Origin of the sequence: Halosimplex carlsbadense 2-9-1, assembly GCF_000337455.1 — an archaeon.
GTDB lineage: Archaea > Halobacteriota > Halobacteria > Halobacteriales > Haloarculaceae > Halosimplex > Halosimplex carlsbadense.
In genome coordinates this window covers 28429-53315 of the sequence record NZ_AOIU01000032.1, presented here as the reverse complement: position 1 = coordinate 53315, position 24887 = coordinate 28429, and the positions used below count along the sequence as shown (strand labels likewise).

Below are 24887 nucleotides of genomic sequence, written 5' to 3'. Positions count from 1 at the left end.
AACTGTGAGACGAAGTAGGCGAGCGCGATGACGACCAGCGACTGGGCGAGGTGGATCACGGGGAGGGGTGTGGCGTCGAGGACGCTCCGCACACCGTCGGGGAGCCACGAGTAGTCCGTCGCATCGCTGCCGGGCGTCGCGGTCGCGTCGCCGCCGGGCGTCCCGGTCCCCTCGGTCGGCGTGGCCGCCTGTCCGACCGCGATCGAGAGCGCCCGCACCCACTGGACCATGCCGAGGTGTCCGTCCCACCCGGCAAAAGGGTTGTGTCACAGGCAGTTCGAGCGACGGGGTCCCCGCGGGTCGACGGCGAGCCACGGACCGCCGGTCGTGCGTCGAGGCGAGGTGTTCGACCCGATCGGCCGGCGACACCCCCGTCGAGGCCGGGCAACCGCTTTGTGGTTCGTGGTCGTAGCGCCCCTATGGACCCACAGTCGGCGACGGACGCGACGTTCGAGATCCACGAGACGGGCGACACCACGGGCGAAGCGCTGGTGGCTGGATTCTCGGAGTTCGGGCTCGCTGGCCTGACAGCGGTGGACTACCTGGTCGAACAGCTGGGTCTCGAACCGGTGGGGCACGTGACCGCGCCCGACCTACCGACGATCACACCGTTCGACCAGGGAACGCCGCGCCACCCGGTCCGGCTGTTCTCCGGGGAGTCGGTCCCGGTCGTCGTACTCGTGAGCGAGCTGTTCGTCCCGACCACCGCAGCGCGGTCGTTCAGCGACGCCCTGCTCTCGTGGACCGAAGACGCGGATATCTCTGAGACGGTCGTCTGCTCGGGCGTCCAGATGCCCCACGCCGAGACGGACCACCGCACGTTCTACGTCGCTACCGAGGACTACCGGCAGGCGCGGCTCGACGACGCCGACGTGCCGCCGATGGCGACCGGGTTCACCGACGGCGTCAAGGCGAGCGTCCTGGCCCGCGGGATCGACTCGCCGCTGGGAGCCTGTGTCTTCGCCACTCCGGCACACGCGCAGGCACCCGACGCGGAGGCGGCCCTCCGCCTCGTCGAGACGGTCGACGACGTGTACGGCCTGGGCGTCGACACCGGCCCCATGGAGTCGTTCGCCTCCGAGGTCCAGCGCCACTACCAGGATCTGGCCGAACGCGTCGAATTGGCCCGCGAGGAGCAACAGCCGGAAGACCGCATGTATATGTAACCGGTCGCCGTCGGCCGCGGTTACTCGGTGTCGCCGCCAGTGCCGGCCAGCGGCGACGCGCCGGCGACGATAGCCCCCGCGGCCAGGATGGCCGCCGAGAGCGCGACGAAGTCGCCGCTCGGCGAGTACCCCGCCAGTCCCGCCCCCACGTCGACGATGAACACCGTGACGAAGAAGCTGAAGATGGCGAACACCAGCAGTACGAGTGACGCGACGATACTCCCAACGAGCGCTCCGAACGAATCCAGAATTCCCATCGAACTTGTCTCCACGCACCGTTCAGCTACCAGATACTAATGCGTTGGCCCCGATCGGCCGGTCGTGTTTAGTTACGCGTGAAAAGTGGGGCAGGCGAATTTCTTGCTGATTCATGGCAGAAATTGCCCGCCTCAGCGGTCATAGAGACTGGATAGATTTGGATTTTGTGGAGCGCGAGCGGACACCCAAGCCCGCGATGGCGCAAGGTGTTCAATCGCACGTTGCGGGATTGTCGCTGTCGAATACCACCGATCTACTCGAAGCCCTGGGTGTCGAACGGAGTCCCAAAGCGGTCCACGATTGGGTCCAGAAAGCCGATCTACAGCCTGAATCTGGCCGATCGCCGAATCAAATCGCGCTCGACGAAACAGTGATTCGGATCAACGATCAGCAATTCTGGCTGTACGCCGCTGCAGACCCCGAAACAAACAACCTGCTTCACCTCCAGCTCTTTGCAACGACTACGACAGCTCTCACCGAGATTTTCCCCCGCGAACTGCGGCACAAACACGATGTTGAAACCGCCGTCTTTCTCGTCGACGGCGCGAAACACCTCCAAACCGCACTGCAACGAGCTGGACTCCGATTTCAGATGCGTCGCCACGGAAATCGCAACGCTATCGAGCGGATCTTTCGAGAACTGAAGCGTCGAACGTCGTCGTTCTCAAACTCCTTCAGTCACGTTGAACCGAAAACCGCCGAATCATGGCTGCAAACCTTCGCACGCTGGCACAATGCCACTAACTAAACACGACCTATCAAACACGCCTGAATATTACGGCGCAAAGTGGCATCGGTATCGGAAGAAGGCATGGAAACGGGATTTTTACCAATACCAACACTGCGGGATGGGGCAAGAAGAGCACCGCGAAAAACACGGAAGAGGATTAGATGTCCATCACATTCAGCCAGTCCGTGCATTTGATTACGAGAGCACCGCTCATATATTAGAAAATCTCGTGACGCTGTGTCGTGCTTGTCACGCCAACGTAGAACCAGATGGCTAACCGAACGGGAACGCGTTCGAGGTGTCCACGACCAAGCCTGTGGGTTAGCCGAGGAGACCGAAGACCCGCTAACAGATACCTGCAAAGTGCCGAAGACACAGCCGGAATCTACGTAGTCAGTACCACGCTGTAGTCGCTGACCGCGCCGTTTCGACCGTTTGTTATCGACTCTTGCTCGAACGAGACGCTTCCTCCTGCGGAGATCTCGGTGAAGTTCGTCCACACAGTCCCAATGATAGCGCCGGTATCGTTCCATGCCTGGGCGATCACCTCGATGTAGTCAAGCGCGGTTGTTCTGGATATCGCCTCGGATGAGGACCTGCTGCTCGCTCGCCAGGAGTTCGTCGTTAGTTACGGAGACTCCATCGTGGGGCGCACGACCTCGTAGGTGGTCTGAGCATCAAAGTCAGTGAGGCGGAACTGGACGGTCATCGGCTCTGAATAGGCGAACGGTCTCTCCTCGGTGCCTGTTTCGCCTGGTTCGAGCGGGCCGATATTCAGTGTCGCCGACTCCCGCCACTCGTCCAATTGTTTCCTGCTGACTTCCAGTTCCCCTACGAAGGTACCGGCCTGTCCACCGGTGTTTCGGATCTTAAGCCCGTAGCTGTGCATTTCGTCGACCTTGACTGAGTCAGGGACGAGCCACTCGACGACCTCGAACTGCGCGGGTTCGGGGGTACCTGTGTCAATCGGTGTCGGCGAGTTGGTCGGGGTCGGATTCGGCGTCGGCGAGTCGGTCGGGGTTGGCTCCGGCGTCGGCGAGTCGGTCGGGGTTGGCTCCGGCGTTGGAGAGGGAGTCTCACCGCCCGACTGATCTGCCGGCCCGGGCGTCGGTGTCGAGTTATCGCCGCCGCCTCCGTCGCCGCTCGTGCCCGAACCGTCATTCCCGCAACCGGCCAGTAAGAGACTTGCTGGCACCGCTGCGAGGAACTGTCGTCTGTTCATAGTCTGGGGATTGTGTCTGGGTACATAGAAGTACTCCCCAGAGACGGACCGGATCCATCAGATCCACCCCCGTTGATTATCTTACCTAGGTAAATTCGTGCTCCTCGGCTGGTGGGCATCTCTGCTCTGGACCACCGCTGGAACTCAAACGTCGAACGTCGTCGTTCTCGAACTGTTTCAGCCATGCCGAACCAGAAACAGCCGAATCATGGCTTCAAGCCTTCGCTCGCTGGCACAATGCCACTAACTAAACACGACCGATCGGCCGGCCTCAGAACTCGTGGACCTGCTCGTCGGTGATGGCGGCGTCGAGCAGGCGCGTCGGCGTCGCGTCGTAGGCGGGGTTCTCGACGGTGAACCCGTCGGCGGGCTCGCGGATCACTTCGCTGACCGAGCGGTGTTCGTTCTCGAAGGCGAACCCGCCGGTGACGACCTTCGCCTCGGCGCCGACGACGCGGACGGGCACGTCCGAGTCGTGTGCGGTCGCGGCCAGCGGGTAGGTGCCGATGCGGTTGTACAGCGTGTCCTCGACGATGCAGTCCATCCCGACGACGAACTGGTCGATATCCGGGAGGAAGTGGCCGGCCGCGCCGTCGACGATCAGGTGCGCGTCGACGCCGTCGAGGTCGGCCAGCGTCCGCACCATCTTCCGACCCAGGTAGCGCGGTCGGGCCTCGGTGCAGTACACTTCCAGTTCGGCGCCCGCGGCGACGGTCCGCTCGATGGCTTCGAGGACGGTCGAGGAGTAGTCGTGGGTCAGCAGCGTCGTCCCGTCTTCGATGTACCCGACGGCGCGTTCGGCCGCTCGCTCCTTGGCGGACTCGACGCGCTCGGCGACCGACTCGACGGCGTCGTGGGTCCGGTCTTTGGCCGCGTCGACGGAGTCGGCGTCGGCCTCTTCGACGGTCGAGAGGATCTCCCGCTGGGTCGTCTGCAGGGAAGCGTGAGAGGGGTTTGCCCGCCTGAGCGCGTGGCTGTTGCGTTCGAGCGTCCGGACGTACTCCTCGACGGTCGGATACTCCCGCTCGGTGAGCGCGAGCAGCGCCTCGGCCGCCTTCACCGCGACGACGGACGAACTGTGCGTCTGCATGTCCGCGATCTCCTCGACCGTCTCGTCTATCATGCTAGGACCGTCGCCGCTCGCGCTCAAAGGCTTTCCCCCTGCCGATCACGCCCGGCAGGACGGGCGCCTCGCTCCCGGATGCCCGCCCCGTTCGGTCGCCGGCGCGCCCTCGTCCTATCGATTCTGATACTCCCGCCGAAGCTGGTTTAGTGTCGGCCCGCGCTACGACGAACACATGGCGGGTGGCGACGGGAGAGGAAAGCGGACCGACCGCGCGGCGAGCGACCGTCCCGGCGGTCGGGGCGAGAGCGACCGCGGCGTCTCGGAGTTCGCCGGCGTCGCGATCCTGGTCGGGATCACCCTGATCGTGACGGGATCGGTCGGGCTGTACGTGCTCGTCGGTACGACCGCGGACGGTCCCGGACAGAACGCGAACTTCTCGTTCCGGTACATCGACGACGCGTCGGTCCTCATCACCACGTATGACCGCGGGGACAACTTCACGGCCTCGAACCTCACCTTCCGGGGGCAGGGAACCGACGTGCGGTGGTACGAACTCGCCGGTACCGACCCCAACGGGACCGTGGCTCCCGGTGCGACCGTGCAACTGAGCGACCAGAACGCGTACGGCCGAGAGGTCACGTCCGGAGCGAACATCTCCATCGTTCACGTGCCGCCGGGCGGCAACGAGACGGTCCTCGACCGCTGGACCGGAACCGTCTGACCGCCCGCTCCGGCTATCCTTTGATGTTACAGACCGGGAACGTCCGCGCGACGCGGTCGCCGATACCCAGCGCGTCCGAGACCCGGACGACCTCGTCGACGTCCTTGTAGACGCCCGGCGCCTCTTCGGCGACCGTCGCGCCGCTCTGGGCCTTGACGTAGATCTGCTCGCCCTCGCGCAGGTCGTCCTGCACGTCGCCCCCCCAGAACTCCTGTTTGGCCTGCGTCCGGCTCATCAGCCGCCCCGCGCCGTGGGCCGTCGAGCCGAACGTCTCCGTCAGCGACTGCTCGCCCCCGCGCAGGACGTAACTCCCAGCGCCCATGCTCCCCGGGAGCAAGATTGGCTGGCCCACGTCCCGATACGCGGGCGGCACCTCCGGCCGCCCGGCGGGGAACGCCCGCGTCGCGCCCTTCCGGTGGACGTACACCTCTCGGTCCTCGCCCCCCTCCACCTCGTGAGTCTCCTTCTTCGCGATGTTGTGGGCCACGTCGTACAGCAGGTCCATCTCCATCTCCTCCCACGAGCGGTCAAACACCGTCTCGAAGACCTCGCGAGTGCGGTGCATGATCAGCTGACGGTTCACCCACGCGAAGTTGATGGCCGCACACATCGCGCCGTAGTAGTCCTCCGCCAGCTGCGAGCCCGCGGGTGCGGCGGCCAGCTCCTTGTCCGGCAGCTGTGAGAGCAGCCCCGAGTGGGCCTGTTCGATCTCACGCAGGTAGTCCGTACAGACCTGGTGGCCCAGCCCCCGGGAGCCGCAGTGGATGAGGACGACGACCTGGTCGGATTCGAGGCCGAAGTCGGCGGCCACGTCCTCGCGATAGATATCCGTCACCCGCTGGACTTCGAGGAAGTGGTTGCCGCTGCCGAGGCTGCCGATCTGGTTCTTCCCGCGGTCCTTGGCCTTCTGCGAGACCGTGCTCGGGTCCGAATCGTGACGGACGCCCTCGTCTTCGCAGTGCTCCAGATCTTCGGGGACGGCGACCCCCTCCTCCAGCGCCCACTCCATGCCGCGGTCGAGGATGGCCTCCACGTCGTCGATCGACCCCTCGTAGACGCCGCCGCCGCCCAGCCCCGACGGAACGTTCGCGAACAGCGCGTCGACGAGTTCCTCCTCGCGGCCCCGGAGGTCGTCGTAGGTCAGATTAGTTGTCATCATTCTGACGCCGCAATTGATATCGTAGCCCACTGCCCCGGGCGAAATACAGCCGTTCTCCGCATCGATCCCGGCGACGCCCCCGACCGGGAAGCCGTAGCCCTGGTGGCCGTCGGGCATGCAGACGGCGTACTTGCGGACGCCCGGCAGATGGGTCGCGTTCTTGAGCTGCTGGAGCGTCTTGTCGTCGCTGATCTCGTCGAGCAAGTCTTCGCTGGCGAGCACGCGCGCCGGGACGTTCATGTCGCCCTCTCGTGGGATTTCCCAGACGTAGTCCCTGACCTTCTCCAGGGTGATGCCGTCGGCGTCGTAAGTAGTCATACGCGAACGTCCGCCCGGCGCGCCGAAAGCGGTTTCGCTGTTCCGTGAGACGGTGTTCGGTTCGCGTGCAAGCGTAACAGTAAGTTCAGCCACGCTGTCCCGAAAACATATGCCAGTCATCAACAAAGCTGGAGTCATGACTCGCCCTTGGTCCCGGCGGGCAGTTCTCTGTTCGACAGGCACAGGAATTGTGCTCCTAAGTGGCTGTGCTTCCTTCGGCTCAGAGCAATCCACAAACTCACCGATAGCGCCGGTATCGGTGGAAGAGATTGCGAGCGTCAAGTGCCCACCATCCGGCGATGACGACGCGACGGTGTGTTCGCAGACGGTTGAAGCTGACGCTGCCTCGGTGTACCTTCTTCCAACGCCGACTGTCGGTGAGACCCCGGATTCACTCGAACTGACGTTCACGAATGCATCAGGGGCCGATCTTACGTTCAACCCGTATTCGTGGTCGGTCTGGAGAAAGAGCGCGTCCGGCTGGTCTGAGATCGAACAGGAGAGTTCGGGTGGCGGGGAGCTAACGGTCGCAGCTGGTAACTCGGAGACGTGGACTGTCGAAACAGTCGTTGGGTACATCGACGAGTCGGCCGCGCTTCATTCGGGAGCGTACGCTGCGGGAATCAATGTCCCAAACCCGGACGGTGACGACTGGATAACGTGTCTCGCCGTGTTCGGCCTTCGGTGACGACTGGCGAATTACTGTTCGTTTCCCCTGTCGACGATCGATGCACTCCCTGTGCCGAGCACCGCGCGCGACGGTCAGTCGGCCGTCGGAACGGCGCCGCCCTCGCGCTCGCGGCCCTCGGCGGCGCTCAGCCAGGCGTCGAGCGAGAGGGGGCCGCTGCCGAGCGTGAAGATGGCCGAGATCATGCCGAACAGCGTGATGTGGGCGAGGACGGGGTCGTCGGGGAGGCCGAACAGGGTCATGACGAGCATGGTGAACGCGACGGCGGCGGCGCCGCGGGTGTAGTAGCCGACGACCAGCAGCAGGCCCACGCCGATCTCGGTGAGGCCGGCGCCGAGCACCCACAGGCCGGGGTCGACGGGCACGACGGCGGTCAGGTCGTACCTGTAGACCACCTCGACCGCGCGGGAGGGGTCAGCGAGTTTCTCGACCAGCCCGAGGTAGGCGAACGCGAGGCCGACACCCACTCTGAGAACGGTCGCGACGTAGCGCTCGTAGGGGGCGATCCGCTCGGCGAACCGCGCGGCGACGCCGCCGACGGGGTCGATCCGGCCGTAGTAGGTTCCGGCTGTACCCGCGACTTCGCCGAGCATGTGGTCCGCACTGGGCCGCCCACCGCCGACGAGGACGATGGCGAGGAATCCGGGGACGTACTCGATCGCCAGGACGAGCCCCGGGTTGAACGCGAAGGCGGCGAGATACGTCAGGAGCCCGGCGGCGGCGACCGCACGTGTCGCCAGCCCGAAGAGCAGGAAGAAGCCGAGTCCCACCTGGAGGACTCGGGCCTCGGCGGGAACGGCCGGGCTGAAGAGGTAGCCCGCGAACCCGGCGCCGACGAGCGGCAGGCCGAGGCTCAGCCGCAGCATCCACGGGACGTACTCCCGGTAGGACGCCAGCGCGGCCCGCAACGCCTCGATGTCGGGCACCGTCGGTCGGACCACGAGCAGCGCGGTCAGGAGGCTGACGACCCCGACCGTTCCGCCCGCGACGAGCGCGAGGTTCAGCGGGTCGGAGAGCACTTCGAGGGCGAACTCGATCGCGTCCCGCGTCGCCGTCGGCGGGTCGGTGACGTAGTCGACGTGCGCGCTCGCCCGGCCGACGAGCGCCGTAAGCGCGAATCCGACCAGAAGCAGGCCCGAACCCGGCCGTACACCCGGTTTGCTCATATCCGACAGTTGGTATCGGCCGGGGATAAATGGCGTCTTCTCGGCCGGTCGGCGGTCGGGACGGGCCGACTCACACGTCGAAGACGACGTAAGCGTGCCAGCCGTCGTCGGTCTCCGAGACGTCCATGTCGGAGTAGGTGACCGCTTTCAGGTCCCGCGCCGCGACGTCGGCGAGGGGGACGCCGCGGGCCGACCCCGAGAGGGTCCATTCGTCCGGTACCTCGTCGTCGGATCGGGGGGCCGAGACCGCGGCGTCGTTGTCGACCGGGAGGACGACGCGCACGTCGCGCTCGTAGATGAGTTCGTCGAGGTAGTCGAACAGTAGCGCCTCGCGGCCCTCCGCAGCGACGGTGAACTCGAAGCGCTCGCCGCCCTCGACGGGGATATCGTCGCACATGGCCGCGGCCATGCCGTCGGCGACGGCGCCGAAGACGGCGTCGAGCGACTCGCCCGTTGCCTCGACGGCCACGTCGGCGGTGTGCTCGCGCAGTTCGAAGCTCACGCGTCACCACCCCCAGGGCCGTCGACCGTCGTGTCACCGTCGGACGGCGTCTCGTCGGCGGGTTCGCCATCCACTTCGGCAGGTGCTCCGTCGGTCGGCTCGCCGTCGCCGTCGGCCGGCCGCTCGCTCGCGGCGCTGCTCTGTTCGAGCATGTAGTGCCGGACGGCCTCCTCCTCGTCGATCTCGGACTCGTCGATGTCGGGGTGGAGCGCGGCGAACTCCCGGCGGGCCTGCGCCCGGAGGTCCTCGGCGGCGTCGCCGGTCAGCTCGCTCAGGTCGTCGACGGTGCGGGTGCCCCACGCGCTCAGGTCGCCGACGCCGTCGCGGGCCTGCTCGCGGATCGTCTCCAGATCGACCAGTTCGTCGGACGGTTCGTCGTCACCGCGGTCGCCGGTCGCGACCCCGCTGGTGACGATCGACCGGATCCCCTGCTCGACGGTCAGGTCGATGTCGTACACCCGATCCGAGGAGACGTGGATGACGTACCCGCCCATCACGGGATTCGGTGCCAGCGGCATGAACAGCGTCGTCACGTCGTCGTGGCCGGTAGTCTCGGCGATGGTCGGCGGCGAGTCGGCGGTGACGAAGGCGAGCGAGTAGGAGCCGTCGGTCGGGAACTCGACGAGTTTCACCTCGCGGAAGCTGTCGGCGTCGTTCGACAGCAGGAGTTCGGTCATCTCGTTGAAACTCGTGTAGACGGATCCGATACCCGGGATGCGGGCCATGAGCGTGTCGAACACGCGTTCGAAACCGCTGCCCGAGCGGGCCTCGGCGACGAGTCCGACGACGAATATCAGCGCGACGAGGGTGAGAACCGCGAGCAGTTCCATGGCGAGCGGCGAGACGTTCGACCCGATCCCGTAGGTGTCGTCGAGGAAGACGACGACCGGGCTGATCGCCTGGAGAATGAAGTTGACGACGAACGCGAGGATAATCACCGTGATGAGGAGGGGGATGGTCAGCGCCGCACCGGTGAGAAACACCTGCCGGACCGCCTCAGAAAGCGTCGTGCCCGACCCGGTGGTGTCCGGTGTCGGCCCGGACGAGAGCAACACCATACTCACTGCTGGCCGCGACCCCCCGAAAGGTTTGCGGCCGTTGGGTGCCCAGCGGCCGCGTCGACGCCGATGGAATTATAGTGGCTTACTCGCTATACCACGGTTAGTGAGCGTCAACGTCGAGCGACGGGTCGTCGACCCAGGGGACGCCGACTACGTCGAGCAGGCCTGGCAACTCAAAGAGCGCATCCGCGCCCGAGACGGTGTGCTCCGCCAGCGCCGCGGGTTCTTCGAGAACGCCTACGAGCGCTCGACCGTCTACCTGTTCGTCGACCGCGCCGACCGCAACGCGATGGTCGGCTTCGCCGCGGTCCGCCGCGACGGCTACATCCTCTTTCTCGCCGTCGACTCGGCCTACCAAGGCGAAGGGTTCGGCGAAGCGCTGGTCGCTCGCGTCGCCGAGGACTACAGCTCGGTGACCTGCCACGCCCGGACGACCAACCGCGACGCGCTCAGGTTCTACCAGCACATCGGCTTCTCCATCGAACGCCGCATCGACAACTACTACGAGGACGGCGGCGACGCCTACTACCTCAAGCTCGGCGAGGAGGAGGGGCTGGCCGACCGGCTCTCGAAGTTACTCGGCGGGTAGCGGCGCCGGGACTGCCCCCGAATCGACGACCAGTCGATATCGTTTTCACCGTCCCGTCCTGTACGATAAAGGATGTCTGGCAGGGCAGACGACATAGTGATCGCAGGTGGTGGCGACGTCGGGCTGCTGACGGCGCTCAGTCTCCGAAAGCTGGCGCCGGGGACCACCGTTCGAGTAGTCGACGACTTCCAACGGGAAGTTCCGCAGGTCGGCAAGAGCACGTACCTCGACATTCAGCGGGTCCTCCACGGGGCGCTCGATATCGACGAGATCCGGTTCGTCTCGGAGGTGAAGCCCGTCTGGAAGGCGAGCGTCTACTTCCGTGACTGGTGTGAGTCGCCGCCGTTCCAGTACACGTTCGACTCGGCGGATTCGTTCACGGGACCGCAGGCGGGCGACCTCGCCGGCCGGAGCCAGTTCTACTACGAGGCGCTGGCGGGGAACGCGGACTACGAGAGCCGCGCCGGAGAGCTGGTCGAACAGGCGAAATCGCCGTGGTACTACGGGCGAAACGGCGACCTCGCGAAGTACGACAAGTTCGCCTACCACCTCACCACGAAGCGGTTCAACCCGTTCCTCCGGGAGCTCTGCCGAGAGCGCGGCGTGCGTCTGGTCGACGACGAAATCGTGGCCGTCGAGACGACCGGAAGCCACATCGACGCGGTCCGGGGCGAACGCGAGGGCTACGAGGCGGACCTCTACGTCGACGCGACGGGGTTCAACCGGGTGCTCCGGTCCGAACAGGACGCCGCGTTCAGGACCTTCGACTTCCCGCTAGACAGGGCGTTCAACGCCCGCATCGAGCGGCCGCTCTCGGAGGTCGTTCCCGCGACGGTCATCGAGAGCGGCGACCACGGCTGGTTCTGGCAGATAGACACTTACGACAACCGCGACCTCGGATACGTTTACGCCTCGGAGTTCGCCGACGAGGCGGCCGCTCGCGAGGAGTTCCGCGAGTTCGTCGCCGACGTGGCGCCCGACGGCGTCGACCCGTCGGTCTCGGCGGACGAGATGGACACCTACGAGTTCACGTCGGGCTATCACGACCGGGCCTGGGTGGACAACTGCATCGCCATCGGGAACGCGGAGGGGTTCGTCGAGCCGCTGCAGTCGACGGCGCTCACGGCCAACGCCTCGCTCGGGCTCGCCCTCGGCGAGCAACTGGGCGGGAACGACCGCGTCGTCGACGACGGCGTCCGCTCGGCGTACAACGAGCGGGTCCGCGAGACCTGGGAGTCCATCTACGACTTCGTCGCGACCCACTACGTCTACGCCTCGGGGGAGACGCCGTTCTGGCGGCGGGCGTCGTCGATCGATGTCAGCGACCGGCTGGAGCGGATAATCGACCTGTTCGACGAGCGCGGATTCGACCCCGCGGTCGTCGAGAACCCCGGGGAGGACCTCTCGGACCTCGCCGTCTTCCAGCCGTGGGACTTCTTCGTCGTCATGCGGAAACTCGGCGCGTCGTCCCAGGTACACGAGAACGGCAGCCGTCGGGACGACGGGACGTTCCGCCGCGGGGCCGAGCGGTACTACCGGGAGATGCGCGAGGAGGTCGAGGCGTCCCATCTGACCACGGAGGAGTTCTACGTGGGCGTCCTCCAGGGCAGGTAACTGGCCCGGCCCCGACCGCACCGACCGCTGAGCGAAACCGCTTTCACGCCCGGTCCGAAACCGGGTAGCCGTGCAGGAACAGACGCGGGCGTACCTCCGGGGTCGGTTCGGCGACCACTACCGTCGGTCGGAGCTGTCGCCGCCGCCGGAGGCCAACGAGCGCGAGTGGGGGTACATCCCCTGGACCGACGGCCCCGGCGAGACGATGATCCGCCATCGCTCGCTGCTCGACATGGGCAACCTCGAGGACTTCCTCGCCCGCGAACGCCCGAAACACGTCTACTTCTCCGCCGGCCGCTACGAGAGCCCCGGCGCGAGTTCGATGAGCGAGAAGACCTGGCGCTCGTCCGACCTGGTGTTCGACCTCGACGCCGACCACCTCCCGTCGGTGACGCTGGGCGAGGACAGCTACGCCGAGATGCTCGCCAAGTGCAAGGACGCCCTCCGCCGGCTGCTCGATTTCCTCGACGACGACTTCGGCTTCGACGACACGACGGTCGTCTTCTCCGGCGGTCGGGGCTATCACGTCCACGTCCGCGACGAGGCGGTCCAGGACCTGGGGAGCGACGCCCGCCGGGAGATCGTCGACTACGTGCGGGGGATCGGGCTGGACGAGGAGTACGTCCAGACGAGCGAGATGCGCGGCGGCGTCAGCCGGCGCGTCGTCGAGACGGAGGGCGGCTGGGGCCGGCGCGTCCACGAACGGCTTCTCGAATTCGTCGACGAGCTGCTCGCGATGGGCGACGAGGAAGCGACGGCGCGGCTGCGAGAGCTCGACGGCATCGGCGAGGGGCGCGCCGACACCATCTACGGCGCCCTGGAGAGCAACGCCGAGGCGCTGGAGGCGGGCAACGTCGAACTCGGCGGCGTCGGGCTGCGGACGCTGCTCGACGCGTTCGTCGACGAGGTGGTCGAGGAGCAGAACGCGCCCATCGACGAGCCGGTGACGACCGACGTGAACCGCCTCATCCGCTTGCCGGGGAGCCTCCACGGCGGGAGCGCGCTGGAAGTGCAGCGGATCGACCGTGCGGCTCTCGACGCGTTCGACCCACTGGTCGACGCCGTCCCGGAGACGTTCGTGGGCCACGAGATCAACGTCGAGGTGACGACCCCCGGGGAAGTGGATCTCCGTGGCGATAGCTTTAATCTCCAGGCGGGAGTCCGTTCCGTTCCGGAGTACCTCGGCGTGTTCCTGATGGCCAGAGGTCGCGCCGAGAAGGCACCAGAATGAGGACCAGACCGCGATGATGGACCTGAACGAACTCCAGTCGGCCCAGAGCCGCGAACGGCAGACCGACAGCCTCCAGCAGCTGCGCGAGTCGTTCTACAAGGACGCCGGCGAGTTCATCCAGCAGCTCCACCGCGAGCGCGAGCGCGCCGCCGAGGAGGCCGACGACCCGTGGGACGCCCCCGAGGTCAACCGCCTCAGCGACGACATCGACACCGCTGAGGGGACCGTCGAGGCCATCTACGAGCGCCGCGTCGGCAAGATCGTCAAGATGGCGTCGCTCGCCGCCGCGGACATGCCCACCGAGGACGAGGGGCTCACCACCGAGGAGCGGTCGCTCTTCGAGACGCTGGTTGGCACCATCGAGGAGAACCGCGCGAGGGTCGAGGCCGTCATCGACGGGGAGAACCCCGCAGCGGCCGCGGCCGACGTTGATACCCCGGAGCCGGAGCCCGCGGTCGGCGGGGACTCGGCCGACCCAGCGGACGCGGACCCGGTCGCCGACACCGCCGCGGCGGACGCCTCGCCCGCAGACCCGACACCGGAACCGTCGCCCGCCGACGGCGATCGACGCGACGTACCGAGCGACCCCGACGAGCTGGGCGACGCTCCCGGAACGGCGCCGCCTGCGGATGCACCCCCAGCGGACGCACCTGCAGACGACTCGGTGTCGGCTCCGAGCCCGCCGCCGGACGACCCCCCGGAGGGGTCCGGCGTCGACGCGGCCGACCTGATGGGCGACGGCTCGGAGACGGCCGAATCGATCGACTCGGGCGACCGGTCGTCGGACGCGGACGCCCGCGACCGGCCGCCGCAGGCAGACGGTGGAGCGGACGCGGTCGACCGCGCGACGGTGAAGATCACGAGCGACGTGGGCGAGATCTTCGGCGTCGACGAGCGGTCCTACGACCTCACCGCAGAGGACGTGGTGACGCTGCCCGAGGCCAACGCCGGGCCGCTCGTCGAGCGCGACGCTGCCGAGCGGCTGGACTGACTGTGCTTCTCGATCTCGGGAAAACGAGCCCGCGAGCGGCGGCCGTCTGCCGGTGGTCCCCGACCGGTCAGACCGGGTCGGGCCGCGAGCCGAGCGTGAGTTCGACCGTCTGTTCCTCGCCGTCGCGGAGGACGGTCACGTCGATGGTGTCGCCGGGGCTGGTCTCCAGCGCGAGGTAGCTCGCGAGCGCTTCCCTGGTCGGGACCGGAGCGCCGCCCATCGAGACGACCACGTCGCCGCCGGTCTCGACCCCCGACTGGCCGGCGACGGTCTCCTCGCCGGTCGACCCCTGCAGGACGCCCTCGGAGGGGCCGCCGTCCCGGACGACGGCGATGTAGACGCCGACGCGCTCGTCGATGTCGTTCGCTTCGGCGAGCAGCGGACCGACCGTCTGGAGGCGGACGCCCATGTAGGAGTGTTCGAACTCGCCGTCCTCGAGCAGGGCGGGGACGACGCGGCGCACCAGCGGCGCCGAGATGGCGAAGCCGAGATTGTTGCCGCCGCCGGAGTTGATGACGCCCGCCACGGACCCGTCGAGGGTGACCAGCGGCCCGCCGGAGTTGCCGGGGTTGACCGGCGCGTCCGTCTGGATGGCGTCGGGGATGCTGAAGTTGTTCGGCGCCGGGAGCGTCCGGTTGACGCCGCTGACGATGCCCGAGGAGACCGACCCGACGAACCTGCCGAACGGGTTGCCGATGGCGATGACCTCCGTCCCCACGTCGGGGTCGGACTCCCGGAGCGCCAGCGGATCGGCGCTCTCGGGCAATTCATCGACGGAGAGGACCGCCAGATCGCTGTACACGTCCGTCCCCTCGACGGTGGCGTCGATCCAGCCGCCGTCGCTGAACCGGAGGTAGATCGTCTCGGCCCCTTCGACGACGTGCTGGTTCGTGACGACGTGGCCGTCGCTGTAGACGAAGCCGGTGCCACTGGACGGGCCCGGTCGGTCCGTGTACACCTGGATCTGGGCGACCGAGGGGACGGTCGAGCGGTACACGTCGGTGTAGGTGCTCTCCTCGTCGGCGTCGAACTGCTCGAAGTCACCGGCAGCGCCGTCCCCACCGCCCGCGCCGCCGTCGCCCCCGGGATCGGGAATGGGCGTCGACGGCTCGGGGTCGACGGGCGTCGTATCCTCGGTTTCGCCGCCGAGGATCGAGTCCGAACAGCCGGCAACCCCGGCCGACAGCGCCGTCCCGCACACCGCGAGGAACCGTCGCCGCGACGAGTCGGAGTCGTCCATACCGGCACGTAGGCCACCAGCCGAATAAAACCGCGGACGAGCGCGCCGGTCGGGGGGCGTGGCTCGCCCCTCGCGGAGTCTCCCGATGCGACGAGGGGACAAACTACAACACGGAGTTTCCCGAAGGGGCCCGTATGAGCGGATGGGTCGCGACCGACGAGTCGGGGCGGCCGGACTGGCGCCGGCCCGCGCTCCGGGTCGGTCTGGAGATCAGCCTCGTCGCGCTCGTCGCGGCCTACCTCGCCGTCCACCTCTCCTCGCCGCTGGTCGTCGCGCTGATCGTCGTCGGGGCCGTCGTCGGGTCGGCCGCGCTGCTCTTTCGCGCGCTCGACCGACAGGCCTACGCCTGGGTCCGCTACGCGAGCAACCGAGCCCAGGAGAGCCAGCGGAAGAAACGACGGGAGCGCGAGCGGCGTCGGCGGCGCCAACAGCAACGATCCGAAACCGAGGAGTGAGAGGAGTGGACTGCCGCTGGGGCGGGCTCCCGTCGTTCACCCGAGCAGTCCCACGAGCGCCGTGACCAGGATTCCCTGTACGCCGATCCCGGTGAGGAAGAATCCGAGCGGGACGAGACGGGAGCCGGGCGAGACCACCGCGCGCTGGCGGGTGTCGGCGTCGAGTATCACGCCCATCTCTGAGGCGGCCCCGAGTTCGCTCATCCCGGACTCGCCCCAGCCGAGGATGACGGCGCCGGGCGTGAGACAGACGAACGCCAACGCGAGCGTCGTCCCGACGAGGTCGTCGTAGGTCGCGCCGCCGAGCCAGAGCCCGCCGTAGACGACCAGCGTCACGGCGCCCGCGCCGCGGACGCCCCAGCGATAGGCACACCGGAGGGCTTCGTCGGTCACGGTCGAATCGTCACAGCGATCTAACAAAAACTCTCCGGGCGGTCGGGAGCGAGCGGGCGTCGACACCCCTCGGCCGACGACCTGCCGGTGGTCGTGCCATTAAGTGCGTCTGCTACGTAGCCCGGAGCGACTATGGAACTGACCTGGTACGGCCACTCGACGTGGCACGTCACGGTGGGTAGCACGGATCTGCTGATCGACCCGTTCTTCGAGAACCCGAAGACGGACACCGATCCGGAGGAACTGGACCCCGACTTCGTCCTGCTGACCCACGGCCACGCCGACCACATCGGCGACGTGGACCGCTACGAGGGAACGAAACTGGTCGCCACACCCGAGGTCGTCGAGTACTGCCGCGACGAGTACGGCGACTTCGAGGCCGTCGGCGGGATGGGGATGAACCTCGGCGGCACGGTCGAGATCGGTGACGCCTTCGTCACGATGCACCGCGCCGACCACACCAACGGGATGGACACCAGCTACGGCGCGTCCGGCGGCATGCCTGCGGGCTTTATCATCTCGGACACGAAGCCGACGCAGGTCGAAGACGAGGAGAGCGAGACGTTCTACCACGCCGGCGACACCGGCCTCATGACGGAGATGCGCGACGTTATCGGACCCTTCCTCGAACCGGACGCCGCGGCGCTGCCGGTCGGCGACCACTTCACGATGGGACCGATGCAGGGCGCCATCGCCGCCGACTGGCTCGGCGTCGACCACGTCTTCCCGATGCACTACGACACGTTCCCGCCGATCGAGATCGACACGCAGGACTTCGTCAACGAGGTGGCCGCCAGCGGGAGCGACGCCGAAGTCCACGTCCTCGACGGCGACGAGACGTTCGACCTCTCTGAAGGCTACTGACGACGCCGGCCGTTCGAACTGCGGTGACGGCCGCTCCGGACTGCGACGGCGACCCGGTCACTCGGGCTCGGGCCCGTCGACGCCGCTGAAGCCGAATCGCGCGCCGCCTTCGTCCCTGTTCTCCGCGGTGAGTGTCCAGCCGTGGTCGGCGGCGATCCGCTGGGCGACGTAGAGACCGAAGCCGTCGCCGTCGCCGGACGCGGCGAACCCCGCGTCGAACACGCGGTCGGTCGGCTCGGCGTCGATACCCGGTCCGTCGTCTTCGACGGCGAACCCGCCCTCCGTTCCGCGAACCGTGACGGTCACGTCGGGGCCGCCGTGGTCGACCGCGTTCGACAGGAGGATCTCGAAGCAGATCCGGAGCGATTCCAGATCGGCCCGAATACGCGCGTCGTCCTCGACGACCAGCGTCGCCCCGGGCGCCTCACGGGACGCCCACACTTCCCGAGCCACCGTCGAGAGCCACACCGTCCGTTGGTCGATCTCGACCCGTTCGCGGGTGGCGAGTCGGACGATGTCGTCGACGGTCGCGGCGAGCCTGCGGTGGGACTCGGCGACCACGTCGACGTGGGGCGTGTCGTCGGGGACGGCTTCGAGGCGGCCGCTGGCCACCTGGAGCTCGTTCCGGAGTTCGTGGGCGGCGACCAGCGCGACCTTCGCGAGCCGTTCGTTCCGGCGGCGTAGCTCCCGTTCGTGTCGCTTGCGCTCGGAGATGTCCCGCGTGATCCCGACGAGACCGATCACCTCGCCGTCGTCGTCGTACCACGGGACCTTCGTCGTGAGGGCGTACTCGTCGTCGTCGCTGGCGGTGTACTCCGCCGTCTCGACCACCGGCTCGCCCGTCTCGATCACCCGGCGGTCGTCGGCGTGGGCTCGTTCGTGGTGGTCTGGCGGCCCGTCGGTCAGCGCCAGGTCGGTCCGCCCGATCACGTCGGTCAGGTCCACCGTCGCGCCGGTCGCCAGCGCGTGTCGGGCCGCCTCGTCCTTGGCGTAGAGATGCATCGGAAACCCCTCGACCATCGACAGCAGCAGCGTCTCGGCCCGTGAGGGCGGTCGCCCGGCTGCCGACTCGACGTCGGCGTCCAGAGCCGCGGCGACCGCGGCCACCGTCTCGGCGTCGCTCACGTCCGCCGTTTCGACGCGGACCGTCCGCCCGCCGTCGGCCCCGGGACCGTCCTCCCGGTGCTCGTCGGCGCCGACCAGCACGACCGGGAGGTTCGGATAGAGCGCCCGCACGCCGCGTTCGAGATGTCGGGGCGCGACCGGTGCGCCCTCGCCCGGGACGACGAGACAGTTCACGACGTCGTAACAGAGCGCCTCGAACAGCTCGGCGAGCGACCCGACCGAATCGACCGAGGCCGCGACTTCGGCGCGGTCGAGCGCGCCCGTGAGCGCCGAGGCGTCGGCCCGGTCGGTCGAGACGACGAGAACGTTGTCGGCCATCGCGGTCCGTTATCTTCGATCGTGAGTATCCGCATTGAGTGTTTTCCCCGTCAGCGGCCGCCAGCCGTCTCCGGCCGCCAGCCGTCTCCGGCGCGTCCGATTCGCTTGGGCAGCTTTTAGAAGGGGGCGGGCGAACACCTTCGCGTATGTCCGACATCGAAGTTACGAGCGTCTGTGAGGAAGGGTACACGGTCGAGAACGAGATCGACGGCGAGTGGTCGCTGGTCGTCGACGCGCTCGAAGAGGACGGCCCGTCGCCGAACCAGGTCCTCGCCGCCGACTACGCGTCCTGTTACATCCCGGCGTTCCGCGTCGCCGCCGACCAGACCGGCTACGACGACATCGGGCACGTCGAGATCGAGGTCGAGGCCGACCTCGACGAGGACGACGACCTCGAATCCATGACCTGGACGCTGAAGGTCGAGGCCGCCCTCGGCGAGGACGGCCAGGAGATCGTCGAACTCGGCGAGGAGATCTGCCACGTCCACTCGGCGCTGCGCGAGGAACTCCACGCCGACATCACGCTCGAAGACGACGCGTTCTGAGGTAACCACCCCACCGTCCTCGGTCTCGGGGACGGTTCGGAGCCGTCTACCCGCAACGGGGTGATCGCTGGTCGAGCAGCCGGTCGCGGAGCGAGGGCTGGAGGCGCTCGCTGTCGTGGTCGGACTCGCGCTTCTGGGACGGCGGTGGCGCGAGACGGGGAACGGCGGTCAGAACTGAGAACGGAGCGTCAGACGGATTCTTGCGAGCGGTTCCCGGGTCGACCGCACGACAGCGTGCGGTCGATCCCGGAACGAGTTGGAAGAACCCGTATCAGGCCGCGACCTCTTCCTCGTCGCTCTCGTCGCCGTGGACGCGCTCGACCACGTCGTTGACGATGACGATGTCGCCGACGGCCTGCACCCAGCGGTAGGGGACGATGACGCCGCGGGACCCGGAGACGTCCGGGCCGAACAGCTCCGCGTTGATCTGGTGGAGCGCGAGACCGGTCACCTGCTCGACGTTCAGATCGAGCCGCAGGTCCTCGACCTCGCCGACGAACACGCCGTTTTTGGTGTAGACTTCCCGCCCCACGAGCGTCGTGATCTCCTGTGGCGCCGTCTCGGGATTCATATGCCGTAACTCGGTTGGCGGGGTCTTAAATTCTTGTTCTGTGTCTGACGCAGTCCCCGAATTTCCGTCCGTCGGGCGTCGTCCGTGCGTCCGACGGACACGACGCCGTGGCGGTTATACGCGAGCGACCCCTACCGGGCGGCGATGAGCGAAGCCAGCGACGAGCCGAACGAGGAGCCGGCCGACGAGGAACTCGAACGGATCCGCGAGCGGAAGAAGGAACGACTCGAGTCCGGCGAGAGTTCGACGCTCTCGGACGACGCGGGCGCCGACGGACCCGCCGGAGCGGCGGCGACGCCCGACGAGCCGGTCCACGTCGAGACCGAGAGCGAGTTCGAGGAGATCGTCGCCGAGGGGGTCGTGCTGGTCGACTTCCACGCCGACTGGTGTGGCCCCTGCAAGATGCTCGAACCGATCGTCGCGGACATCGCCGAAACGACCGACGCGACCGTCGCGAAGGTCGACGTCGACGCCCACCAGGGGCTGGCTCGCGAGTACGGCGTCCAGGGCGTTCCGACCCTGCTCCTGTTCGTCGACGGTGAACTGGCCGAACGCCGCGTCGGCGTCCAGGACGAAGGGGCGCTGCGCGAACTCGTCGGCCAGCACGTCTGATACGGATTACTGCAAGCCATTCCGGGATCGACCGCACGCTATCGTGTGGTCGACCCGGCAACCGCTCGCAAGAATCTCTATGACGGCGACGGTCGCCCCGGTCAGTTCGGGGTCGTCTCGCCGGTGTCGATCGGGTCCTCGATGTCGCCGGTGACCGATTCGAGCAGGTCCGTGACGGTGACCATCCCGACCACCTCGCCGTCTTCGATGACCAGGGCGAGTTCCTGATTTTCGGCCTGGAACTGGTCGATAGCGTCGCTCACGTCCGCGTCGGGCGAGAGCGTCATCGGCGGCGCCGACAGGCCCTCGAAGTCCACGTTCCCGCCGTCAGCCAGTTGCTCGCGATGGCCCGCGAGGACGGGGAGATAGAGGATCCCGCGGAAGTCGGTCAGGTTCTCACCGACCAGCGGGTAGCGCGTGTGGGGGTTGTCCTCCATCCGCCGGAAGTTCTCCTCGGTGTCCGCCGTCGTCGAGAGCGCGACGATGTCGTCGGCGGGGACCATCACCTCGCGGACGGGGCGCTCGCCGATGTAGAGCGCGTTCATCACCTCGTCGCGCCGTTCCTCGGTGAGGTCGCCCTCGTCTAAGACCGACCCCATCTTGTTCCGCAGGTCGGCGCGGGACTCGATGACGTCCTCCTCGGTCTCGAGCCACGCGCCGGTCATCTCGATGCCGAACAGCCCCAGCGTCGCCTTGGCGACCCAGTCGCCCAGGGTGATCAACGGGGAGATCGCCCAGTTGAACCAGTACAGCGGGCCCGCGCCGTACCGACAGACCATCCGCGAGCGCTCGACGCCGAGATACGTCGGCGTCTGCTCGCCGTGGGTGAGGTGGACGAGGTTGATGATCAGGAACGCGATGATGGCACCGGCGCCGATAGTCGCCAGTCGCGTCCCCTCGAACAGCGGGGAGAAGAGCGCAGCCAGCGCGGGTTCGGCGACGATCCCGACCGCGATGCTGGAGGCGGTGATCCCGACTTGGCAGGTCGTGAGGTAGATCTCCAGGTTGTTCGTCATCTCCCAGGCGCGTTCGAGCGCCGCGCTGCCGTCCACGAACTCCTCCTCGGTGAACTGCCGCGCCCGGGTCAGCGCGAACTCGATCGCGACGAAGAAGCCGTTGGCGAGGATCAACCCGACCCCCGCGATCAGCCGGATCCAGACCTCCAGGGAGGCCATCGAGCTGTGCGCCTGCGCCACGCCGACGCCGCCGATCAACCGGACCCAGGTCTCGAGACCGATCATCGCCGCCGGTTTCACCTCCGAGGGATATAGAAGCGGCGGAACGCCCGATCCCGCCGACGAGCGGCGCTTCGAGCTCGCTTCGTTCGATTTCCGTGGTCGCCGAGGCGCCCTGAAAAGTTATGCTACTGCATCCCACAGCCACGGGTATGCCTTCGACGCTGGTGCATCTCGCCTTCGGCGGGATGATCGCCGCCGCGCTGCTGGGGTCGATGTTCGACCGCCGGTCGCTGTTGGTCGTCCTCGCCGTGGTCGCCGCACCGGACCTGGACTCGTTTCTCGCCCTCCTCTTCGTCGCCGGCCACCGGACGCTGCTCCACACCTTCCTCATCCCGATCGCTGCGAGCGCGCTCCTGTACGCCGATCTCCGCCTGCGCGACCGCTCGTTCGTCCGCGGGCGCTGGGGGCCGGAGGGAGTCCGCCTCGCGTGGGTCAGCGTCGTCGCGCTGGCGTTCGCGGGCATCGGGCTCGACTTCGTCGACCACGGTGTCAACCCCCTGTGGCCGCTCCACGACCAGTTCTACGTCCTCGACGGCCGCTTCGAGGTCTCCGACCAGCGAGGGATCGTCCAGAGCTACGTCGACCTGAGTCCCGAGGCCGAACAGTCCGGCCCGCGCAGCCGCGGCTCCTCCCAGGAGGTCAACATCTCGACGGGCGTCGACCCCAACCCCGGCGGGGAGGGGGGCGGGCCGGACCCGGACACCGTCGAGGACCCCGAGCGGATGTTTCCGGTGGTGCGCCACGGCTGGCAACTGGCCATCCTCGTCACCGGGACCGTCGTGACGGCCGCGCGGCTCGGACTCGGAGAGATCGAGGAGCGCTGAACGACCGCCAACCCGTCTTCAGAGGTCTTCCGGCAGGCCCTGCCCGGCGGCGTCGACGGAGATCACGTCGTCGACGGCCTCGCGGGCGCTGGCCGAGTCCTTGAGTCCCGTTCCGGTCGCGACGGTGACGACGCGCTCGCCGGGCGCGACGGTCCCCCTATCGACGGCCGCCCGGATCCCCGCGACCGCCGCGGCGGAGGCCGGTTCGGCGAAGACGCCCTCGCACTCGCCCAGGAGGCGCTGGGCGTCGCGGATCGCCTCGTCGGAGACGACGACGGCGTCGCCGCCGCTCTCGGCGAGCGCGCGGCAGGCCTTGCCCGCGTTGTGCGGGACGCCAACGTCGATGCTGTCGGCGGTCGTGTCGCCGCCGTCCTCGCGTTCCCCGGTCCGAGACCCGGCGTCGCTGTCGTCCGACTCGGCGACGAAGCGGTCGTGGATGGCGGTCGCGCCCGCGGCCTGGACGCCGAGCAGTTTCGGCGTGTCCTCGACGACGCCGAGCCGCTCGAACTCCCGGAGGCCCTTCCAGGCGCCGGCCAGCGAGCAGCCGTTGCCCATCGGCATCGCGACCCAGTCGGCGTCGGGCGCCTGTTCGGCGAGTTCGAACCCCAGCGTGCGCTTGCCCTCGACGGCGTAGGGGTTCATCGCGGCGTTGCGGTTGTACCAGCCGCGCTCGGCGGAGACCTCCCGGCAGAGTTCGTAGGCGTCGGCGTACGTGCCGTCGACGCCAAGCACCGTCGCGCCGTAGAGGCGCGGCTGGACGGCCTTGGCTTCGGGGAGGTCGGCGGGGACGAAGATCCGGCAGTCGAGCCCGGCGCGGGCGGCGTAGCCCGCGAGCGACGCGGCGGCGTTGCCGGTCGAGGCGCAGGCGACCACGTCGTGGCCCTGCTGGCGCGCCCGCGAGACGGCGACGGCGCTCCCGCGGTCCTTGTTCGAGCCCGTGGGGTTGGTCGTCTCGTTTTTGACGAGGGCGTCGACGCCCAGCGCGTCGCCGAGCGCGGGCGCGTCGAGGAGGTCGGTGCCGCCGGCGCCCAGCCTGACCGGCTCGCCGTCGACCGGGAGCAGCGGTTCGTACGTCCACAGGTCCTCCGTGGGGCCGTCGAGAACACCGGCGAGTTCGTCGCTGACGGCGTCGTACTCGTAGCGTACGTCGAGGATGCCCGCCACGCCGTCGTGCTCGGGGCAGGTGTACTCGACGTCGGCGGGCGCGTACCGGCGCCCGCAGCGTTCGCAGGCCAGGGCCTCGACGAGTGTCATAGGGTTGCCTTGCCCTACCTGTCTATCCGAGCGTCACAAATGCCTTCTGGCTTTTCGGCGTCCTCGGCGCGGCCGACCGGCATCGGTCCCGCAACGGTCGAACCGCGCGAGCGCGTCGAATCGCTCGCGGAGGCCCTCGACGTCGTCGGGGAAGCAGGGCCTGTCGAGGGCCGCTCTCCGCGGATCCGGCGGTCGCGAACGACGACCGCGCTTCCCCGTGATTGATGTACCCGCTCACCGACCGGGCTGGTATGAGCGAGGGGTTGCGCGTGCGCGAGCGCCTCGGCGTCGCCGACGCCATCACGCTCGGCAACGCTGTCGTGGGGTTCGCCGCCGGCGTCGTCGCGCTCTCGGACCCCCACCTGGCCGCCCGACTCGTCCTGCTGGCCGCCATCGCCGACGCGCTCGACGGGATCGCGGCCCGGACCTTCGGTGGCACCGAGGTCGGCCCGCTACTCGATTCGGTGACCGACGTGGTCTCGTTCGGCGCGACGCCAGCCCTGCTGGTCGTCGGCGTCGCCGGCTCCGGGTGGGGCTGGCTGGCCGACGGGATCGGGACCGCACCGCCCGCCCAGGCCGTCGCGGCCGTCGGCGTCGGCGCGCTGTTCGTCGTCTTCTCGGTCCTGCGGACCAGCCTCTACAGCGAGTTCGTCGGTCCGGACGAGAACCGCCCGGGCATCCAGAACACGCTCGGCGCGACCATTCTGGCCGCCGCCTATCTCGCCGGGCTGACGTGGGTCCCGGGCCTGCTGGCCGTCGCCGCCGCGCTCTCGGTGGCGATGGTCGCCCCGGTCCCCTATCCGAAACTCCGCGCCCGGGACGCCGGGGTTCTGGGCGTCGTCCAGGCGGCGGCCGTCCTCGCGCCGTTCGCGTACGGGCGTGTCCTCCCGCGTTTCCTGCTCGTCGCCGCGCTGGGGTACATGTTCCTCGCGCCCCGGTTCTACTGGGGGGAGTGAGGCCGTCAGC

General features: G+C 68.1%; 30 protein-coding genes and 1 pseudogene. 16 read left to right on the top strand and 15 right to left on the bottom strand.

Annotated elements, in window-relative coordinates; genetic code table 11:
* Nucleotides 1-230 (bottom strand): hypothetical protein (locus tag C475_RS14080; protein WP_006884520.1); only part of this gene is annotated, 230 nt, incomplete at its 3' end.
* Nucleotides 231-419: 189 nt separating this feature from the next.
* Between C475_RS14080 and C475_RS14075 the strand changes: the two genes are divergently transcribed.
* A complete protein-coding gene (locus C475_RS14075) occupies nt 420-1166 on the top strand; it encodes a proteasome assembly chaperone family protein (RefSeq protein WP_006884519.1) in 747 nt (248 codons plus the stop codon).
* 20 nt (nt 1167-1186) lie between these two features.
* On the opposite strand, the gene C475_RS14070 is transcribed toward C475_RS14075, so the two are convergent.
* Complete coding sequence (locus C475_RS14070; protein ID WP_006884518.1) at nt 1187-1423, bottom strand: hypothetical protein; 237 nt, start codon at nt 1421-1423, stop codon at nt 1187-1189.
* Nucleotides 1424-1536: 113 nt separating this feature from the next.
* On the opposite strand from C475_RS14070, the gene C475_RS22405 reads away from it, so the two are divergent.
* Nucleotides 1537-2172 carry an IS6 family transposase gene (locus C475_RS22405; protein WP_082223324.1) on the top strand — a complete coding sequence of 212 codons (636 nt, stop codon included), beginning with the start codon at nt 1537-1539 and terminating at the stop codon, nt 2170-2172.
* Nucleotides 2159-2431, top strand: coding sequence for an HNH endonuclease (locus tag C475_RS25340; protein ID WP_082223323.1), 273 nt, complete (start codon nt 2159-2161; stop codon nt 2429-2431). Before C475_RS22405 ends, C475_RS25340 begins: the two co-directional genes overlap by 14 nt.
* Nucleotides 2432-2539: 108 nt before the next feature.
* Here C475_RS25340 and C475_RS25335 read toward each other — a convergent pair whose 3' ends face one another.
* Together C475_RS25335 and C475_RS23180 are read right to left on the bottom strand one after the other, a co-directional pair.
* Nucleotides 2540-2734: an FxLYD domain-containing protein gene (locus C475_RS25335; protein ID WP_394295280.1), complete on the bottom strand. Its 195-nt coding sequence runs from the start codon at nt 2732-2734 to the stop codon at nt 2540-2542.
* A 48-nt stretch (nt 2735-2782) separates the two neighbouring features.
* Nucleotides 2783-3376, bottom strand: coding sequence for a twin-arginine translocation signal domain-containing protein (locus C475_RS23180; RefSeq protein ID WP_152436423.1), 594 nt, complete (start codon nt 3374-3376; stop codon nt 2783-2785).
* A 140-nt stretch (nt 3377-3516) separates the two neighbouring features.
* Between C475_RS23180 and C475_RS22390 the strand changes: the two are divergent.
* Nucleotides 3517-3627 (top strand): annotated as a pseudogene (locus C475_RS22390) (IS6 family transposase); the annotation flags it as partial.
* Between the two features lie 20 nt (nt 3628-3647).
* Here C475_RS22390 and C475_RS14055 read toward each other — a convergent pair.
* Nucleotides 3648-4499: a translation initiation factor eIF-2B gene (locus C475_RS14055; protein WP_006884515.1), complete on the bottom strand. Its 852-nt coding sequence runs from the start codon at nt 4497-4499 to the stop codon at nt 3648-3650.
* A 175-nt stretch (nt 4500-4674) separates the two neighbouring features.
* Between C475_RS14055 and C475_RS14050 the strand changes: the two genes are divergently transcribed.
* A complete protein-coding gene (locus C475_RS14050; protein WP_006884514.1) occupies nt 4675-5163 on the top strand; it encodes a type IV pilin N-terminal domain-containing protein in 489 nt (162 codons plus the stop codon).
* Between the two features lie 13 nt (nt 5164-5176).
* Here the strand turns inward: C475_RS14050 and C475_RS14045 are convergent, their stop codons facing one another.
* Complete coding sequence (locus C475_RS14045; RefSeq protein ID WP_006884513.1) at nt 5177-6640, bottom strand: RtcB family protein; 1464 nt, start codon at nt 6638-6640, stop codon at nt 5177-5179.
* 109 nt (nt 6641-6749) lie between these two features.
* Here C475_RS14045 and C475_RS23175 point away from each other — a divergent pair, with 109 nt between their 5' ends.
* Nucleotides 6750-7328: a hypothetical protein gene (locus C475_RS23175; RefSeq protein ID WP_152436422.1), complete on the top strand. Its 579-nt coding sequence runs from the start codon at nt 6750-6752 to the stop codon at nt 7326-7328.
* Nucleotides 7329-7402: 74 nt separating this feature from the next.
* Here the strand turns inward: C475_RS23175 and C475_RS14040 are convergent, their stop codons facing one another.
* From C475_RS14040 to C475_RS14030, 3 genes are all read right to left on the bottom strand, one after another.
* Nucleotides 7403-8494, bottom strand: coding sequence for a DoxX family protein (locus C475_RS14040; protein ID WP_006884512.1), 1092 nt, complete (start codon nt 8492-8494; stop codon nt 7403-7405).
* A 70-nt stretch (nt 8495-8564) separates the two neighbouring features.
* Entirely contained in the window at nt 8565-8996 is a 432-nt protein-coding gene (locus C475_RS14035) for an archease (RefSeq protein ID WP_006884511.1), read from the bottom strand.
* On the bottom strand, nt 8993-10054 hold the full coding sequence (locus tag C475_RS14030) for a DUF502 domain-containing protein (protein WP_006884510.1): 1062 nt from the start codon (nt 10052-10054) through the stop codon (nt 8993-8995). The genes C475_RS14035 and C475_RS14030 overlap by 4 nt, the downstream gene beginning before the upstream one ends.
* A 106-nt stretch (nt 10055-10160) precedes the next feature.
* On the opposite strand from C475_RS14030, the gene C475_RS14025 reads away from it, so the two are divergent.
* The 4 genes from C475_RS14025 to C475_RS14010 all read left to right on the top strand — a co-directional run bounded on the left by C475_RS14025 (nt 10161) and on the right by C475_RS14010 (nt 14482).
* Nucleotides 10161-10646: a GNAT family N-acetyltransferase gene (locus C475_RS14025; protein ID WP_006884509.1), complete on the top strand. Its 486-nt coding sequence runs from the start codon at nt 10161-10163 to the stop codon at nt 10644-10646.
* Between the two features lie 72 nt (nt 10647-10718).
* A complete protein-coding gene (locus tag C475_RS14020) occupies nt 10719-12260 on the top strand; it encodes a tryptophan 7-halogenase (protein ID WP_082223321.1) in 1542 nt (513 codons plus the stop codon).
* A gap of 70 nt (nt 12261-12330) precedes the next feature.
* Entirely contained in the window at nt 12331-13491 is a 1161-nt protein-coding gene (gene priS, locus C475_RS14015) for a DNA primase small subunit PriS (RefSeq protein WP_006884507.1), read from the top strand.
* A 16-nt stretch (nt 13492-13507) separates the two neighbouring features.
* Complete coding sequence (locus C475_RS14010; RefSeq protein WP_006884506.1) at nt 13508-14482, top strand: DNA replication complex subunit Gins51; 975 nt, start codon at nt 13508-13510, stop codon at nt 14480-14482.
* Nucleotides 14483-14549: 67 nt separating this feature from the next.
* Here C475_RS14010 and C475_RS14005 read toward each other — a convergent pair whose 3' ends face one another.
* On the bottom strand, nt 14550-15722 hold the full coding sequence (locus C475_RS14005) for a S1C family serine protease (protein WP_006884505.1): 1173 nt from the start codon (nt 15720-15722) through the stop codon (nt 14550-14552).
* Between the two features lie 134 nt (nt 15723-15856).
* Between C475_RS14005 and C475_RS14000 the strand changes: the two genes are divergently transcribed.
* Nucleotides 15857-16177 (top strand): hypothetical protein, encoded by a 321-nt coding sequence (locus C475_RS14000; protein WP_006884504.1) that lies wholly within the window; start codon nt 15857-15859, stop codon nt 16175-16177.
* Between the two features lie 36 nt (nt 16178-16213).
* Here the strand turns inward: C475_RS14000 and C475_RS13995 are convergent, their stop codons facing one another.
* Complete coding sequence (locus tag C475_RS13995) at nt 16214-16570, bottom strand: hypothetical protein (RefSeq protein WP_006884503.1); 357 nt, start codon at nt 16568-16570, stop codon at nt 16214-16216.
* 132 nt (nt 16571-16702) lie between these two features.
* Here C475_RS13995 and C475_RS13990 point away from each other — a divergent pair, with 132 nt between their 5' ends.
* The gene (locus tag C475_RS13990) at nt 16703-17434 is read left to right on the top strand and encodes a metal-dependent hydrolase (protein WP_006884502.1); all 732 of its coding nucleotides are present in this window, start codon (nt 16703-16705) and stop codon (nt 17432-17434) included.
* Between the two features lie 57 nt (nt 17435-17491).
* Here the strand turns inward: C475_RS13990 and C475_RS13985 are convergent, their stop codons facing one another.
* A complete protein-coding gene (locus C475_RS13985) occupies nt 17492-18877 on the bottom strand; it encodes a sensor histidine kinase (protein ID WP_006884501.1) in 1386 nt (461 codons plus the stop codon).
* 146 nt (nt 18878-19023) lie between these two features.
* On the opposite strand from C475_RS13985, the gene C475_RS13980 reads away from it, so the two are divergent.
* Nucleotides 19024-19422 carry an OsmC family protein gene (locus C475_RS13980; RefSeq protein WP_006884500.1) on the top strand — a complete coding sequence of 133 codons (399 nt, stop codon included), beginning with the start codon at nt 19024-19026 and terminating at the stop codon, nt 19420-19422.
* A 271-nt stretch (nt 19423-19693) separates the two neighbouring features.
* Here C475_RS13980 and C475_RS13975 read toward each other — a convergent pair whose 3' ends face one another.
* Nucleotides 19694-19993 carry a PRC-barrel domain-containing protein gene (locus C475_RS13975; RefSeq protein ID WP_006884499.1) on the bottom strand — a complete coding sequence of 100 codons (300 nt, stop codon included), beginning with the start codon at nt 19991-19993 and terminating at the stop codon, nt 19694-19696.
* A 144-nt stretch (nt 19994-20137) separates the two neighbouring features.
* Here C475_RS13975 and trxA point away from each other — a divergent pair, with 144 nt between their 5' ends.
* The gene (gene trxA, locus C475_RS13970; RefSeq protein ID WP_049930650.1) at nt 20138-20605 is read left to right on the top strand and encodes a thioredoxin; all 468 of its coding nucleotides are present in this window, start codon (nt 20138-20140) and stop codon (nt 20603-20605) included.
* A 101-nt stretch (nt 20606-20706) separates the two neighbouring features.
* On the opposite strand, the gene C475_RS13965 is transcribed toward trxA, so the two are convergent.
* Entirely contained in the window at nt 20707-21780 is a 1074-nt protein-coding gene (locus C475_RS13965) for a hemolysin family protein (RefSeq protein ID WP_049930654.1), read from the bottom strand.
* 212 nt (nt 21781-21992) lie between these two features.
* On the opposite strand from C475_RS13965, the gene C475_RS13960 reads away from it, so the two are divergent.
* Nucleotides 21993-22667, top strand: coding sequence for a metal-dependent hydrolase (locus tag C475_RS13960; RefSeq protein WP_049930645.1), 675 nt, complete (start codon nt 21993-21995; stop codon nt 22665-22667).
* Between the two features lie 18 nt (nt 22668-22685).
* Here the strand turns inward: C475_RS13960 and thrC are convergent, their stop codons facing one another.
* Nucleotides 22686-23921: a threonine synthase gene (gene thrC, locus C475_RS13955; protein ID WP_006884495.1), complete on the bottom strand. Its 1236-nt coding sequence runs from the start codon at nt 23919-23921 to the stop codon at nt 22686-22688.
* 251 nt (nt 23922-24172) lie between these two features.
* Here thrC and C475_RS13950 point away from each other — a divergent pair, with 251 nt between their 5' ends.
* A complete protein-coding gene (locus tag C475_RS13950; RefSeq protein ID WP_049930643.1) occupies nt 24173-24877 on the top strand; it encodes a protein sorting system archaetidylserine synthase in 705 nt (234 codons plus the stop codon).
* Nucleotides 24878-24887 lie beyond the last annotated feature (10 nt).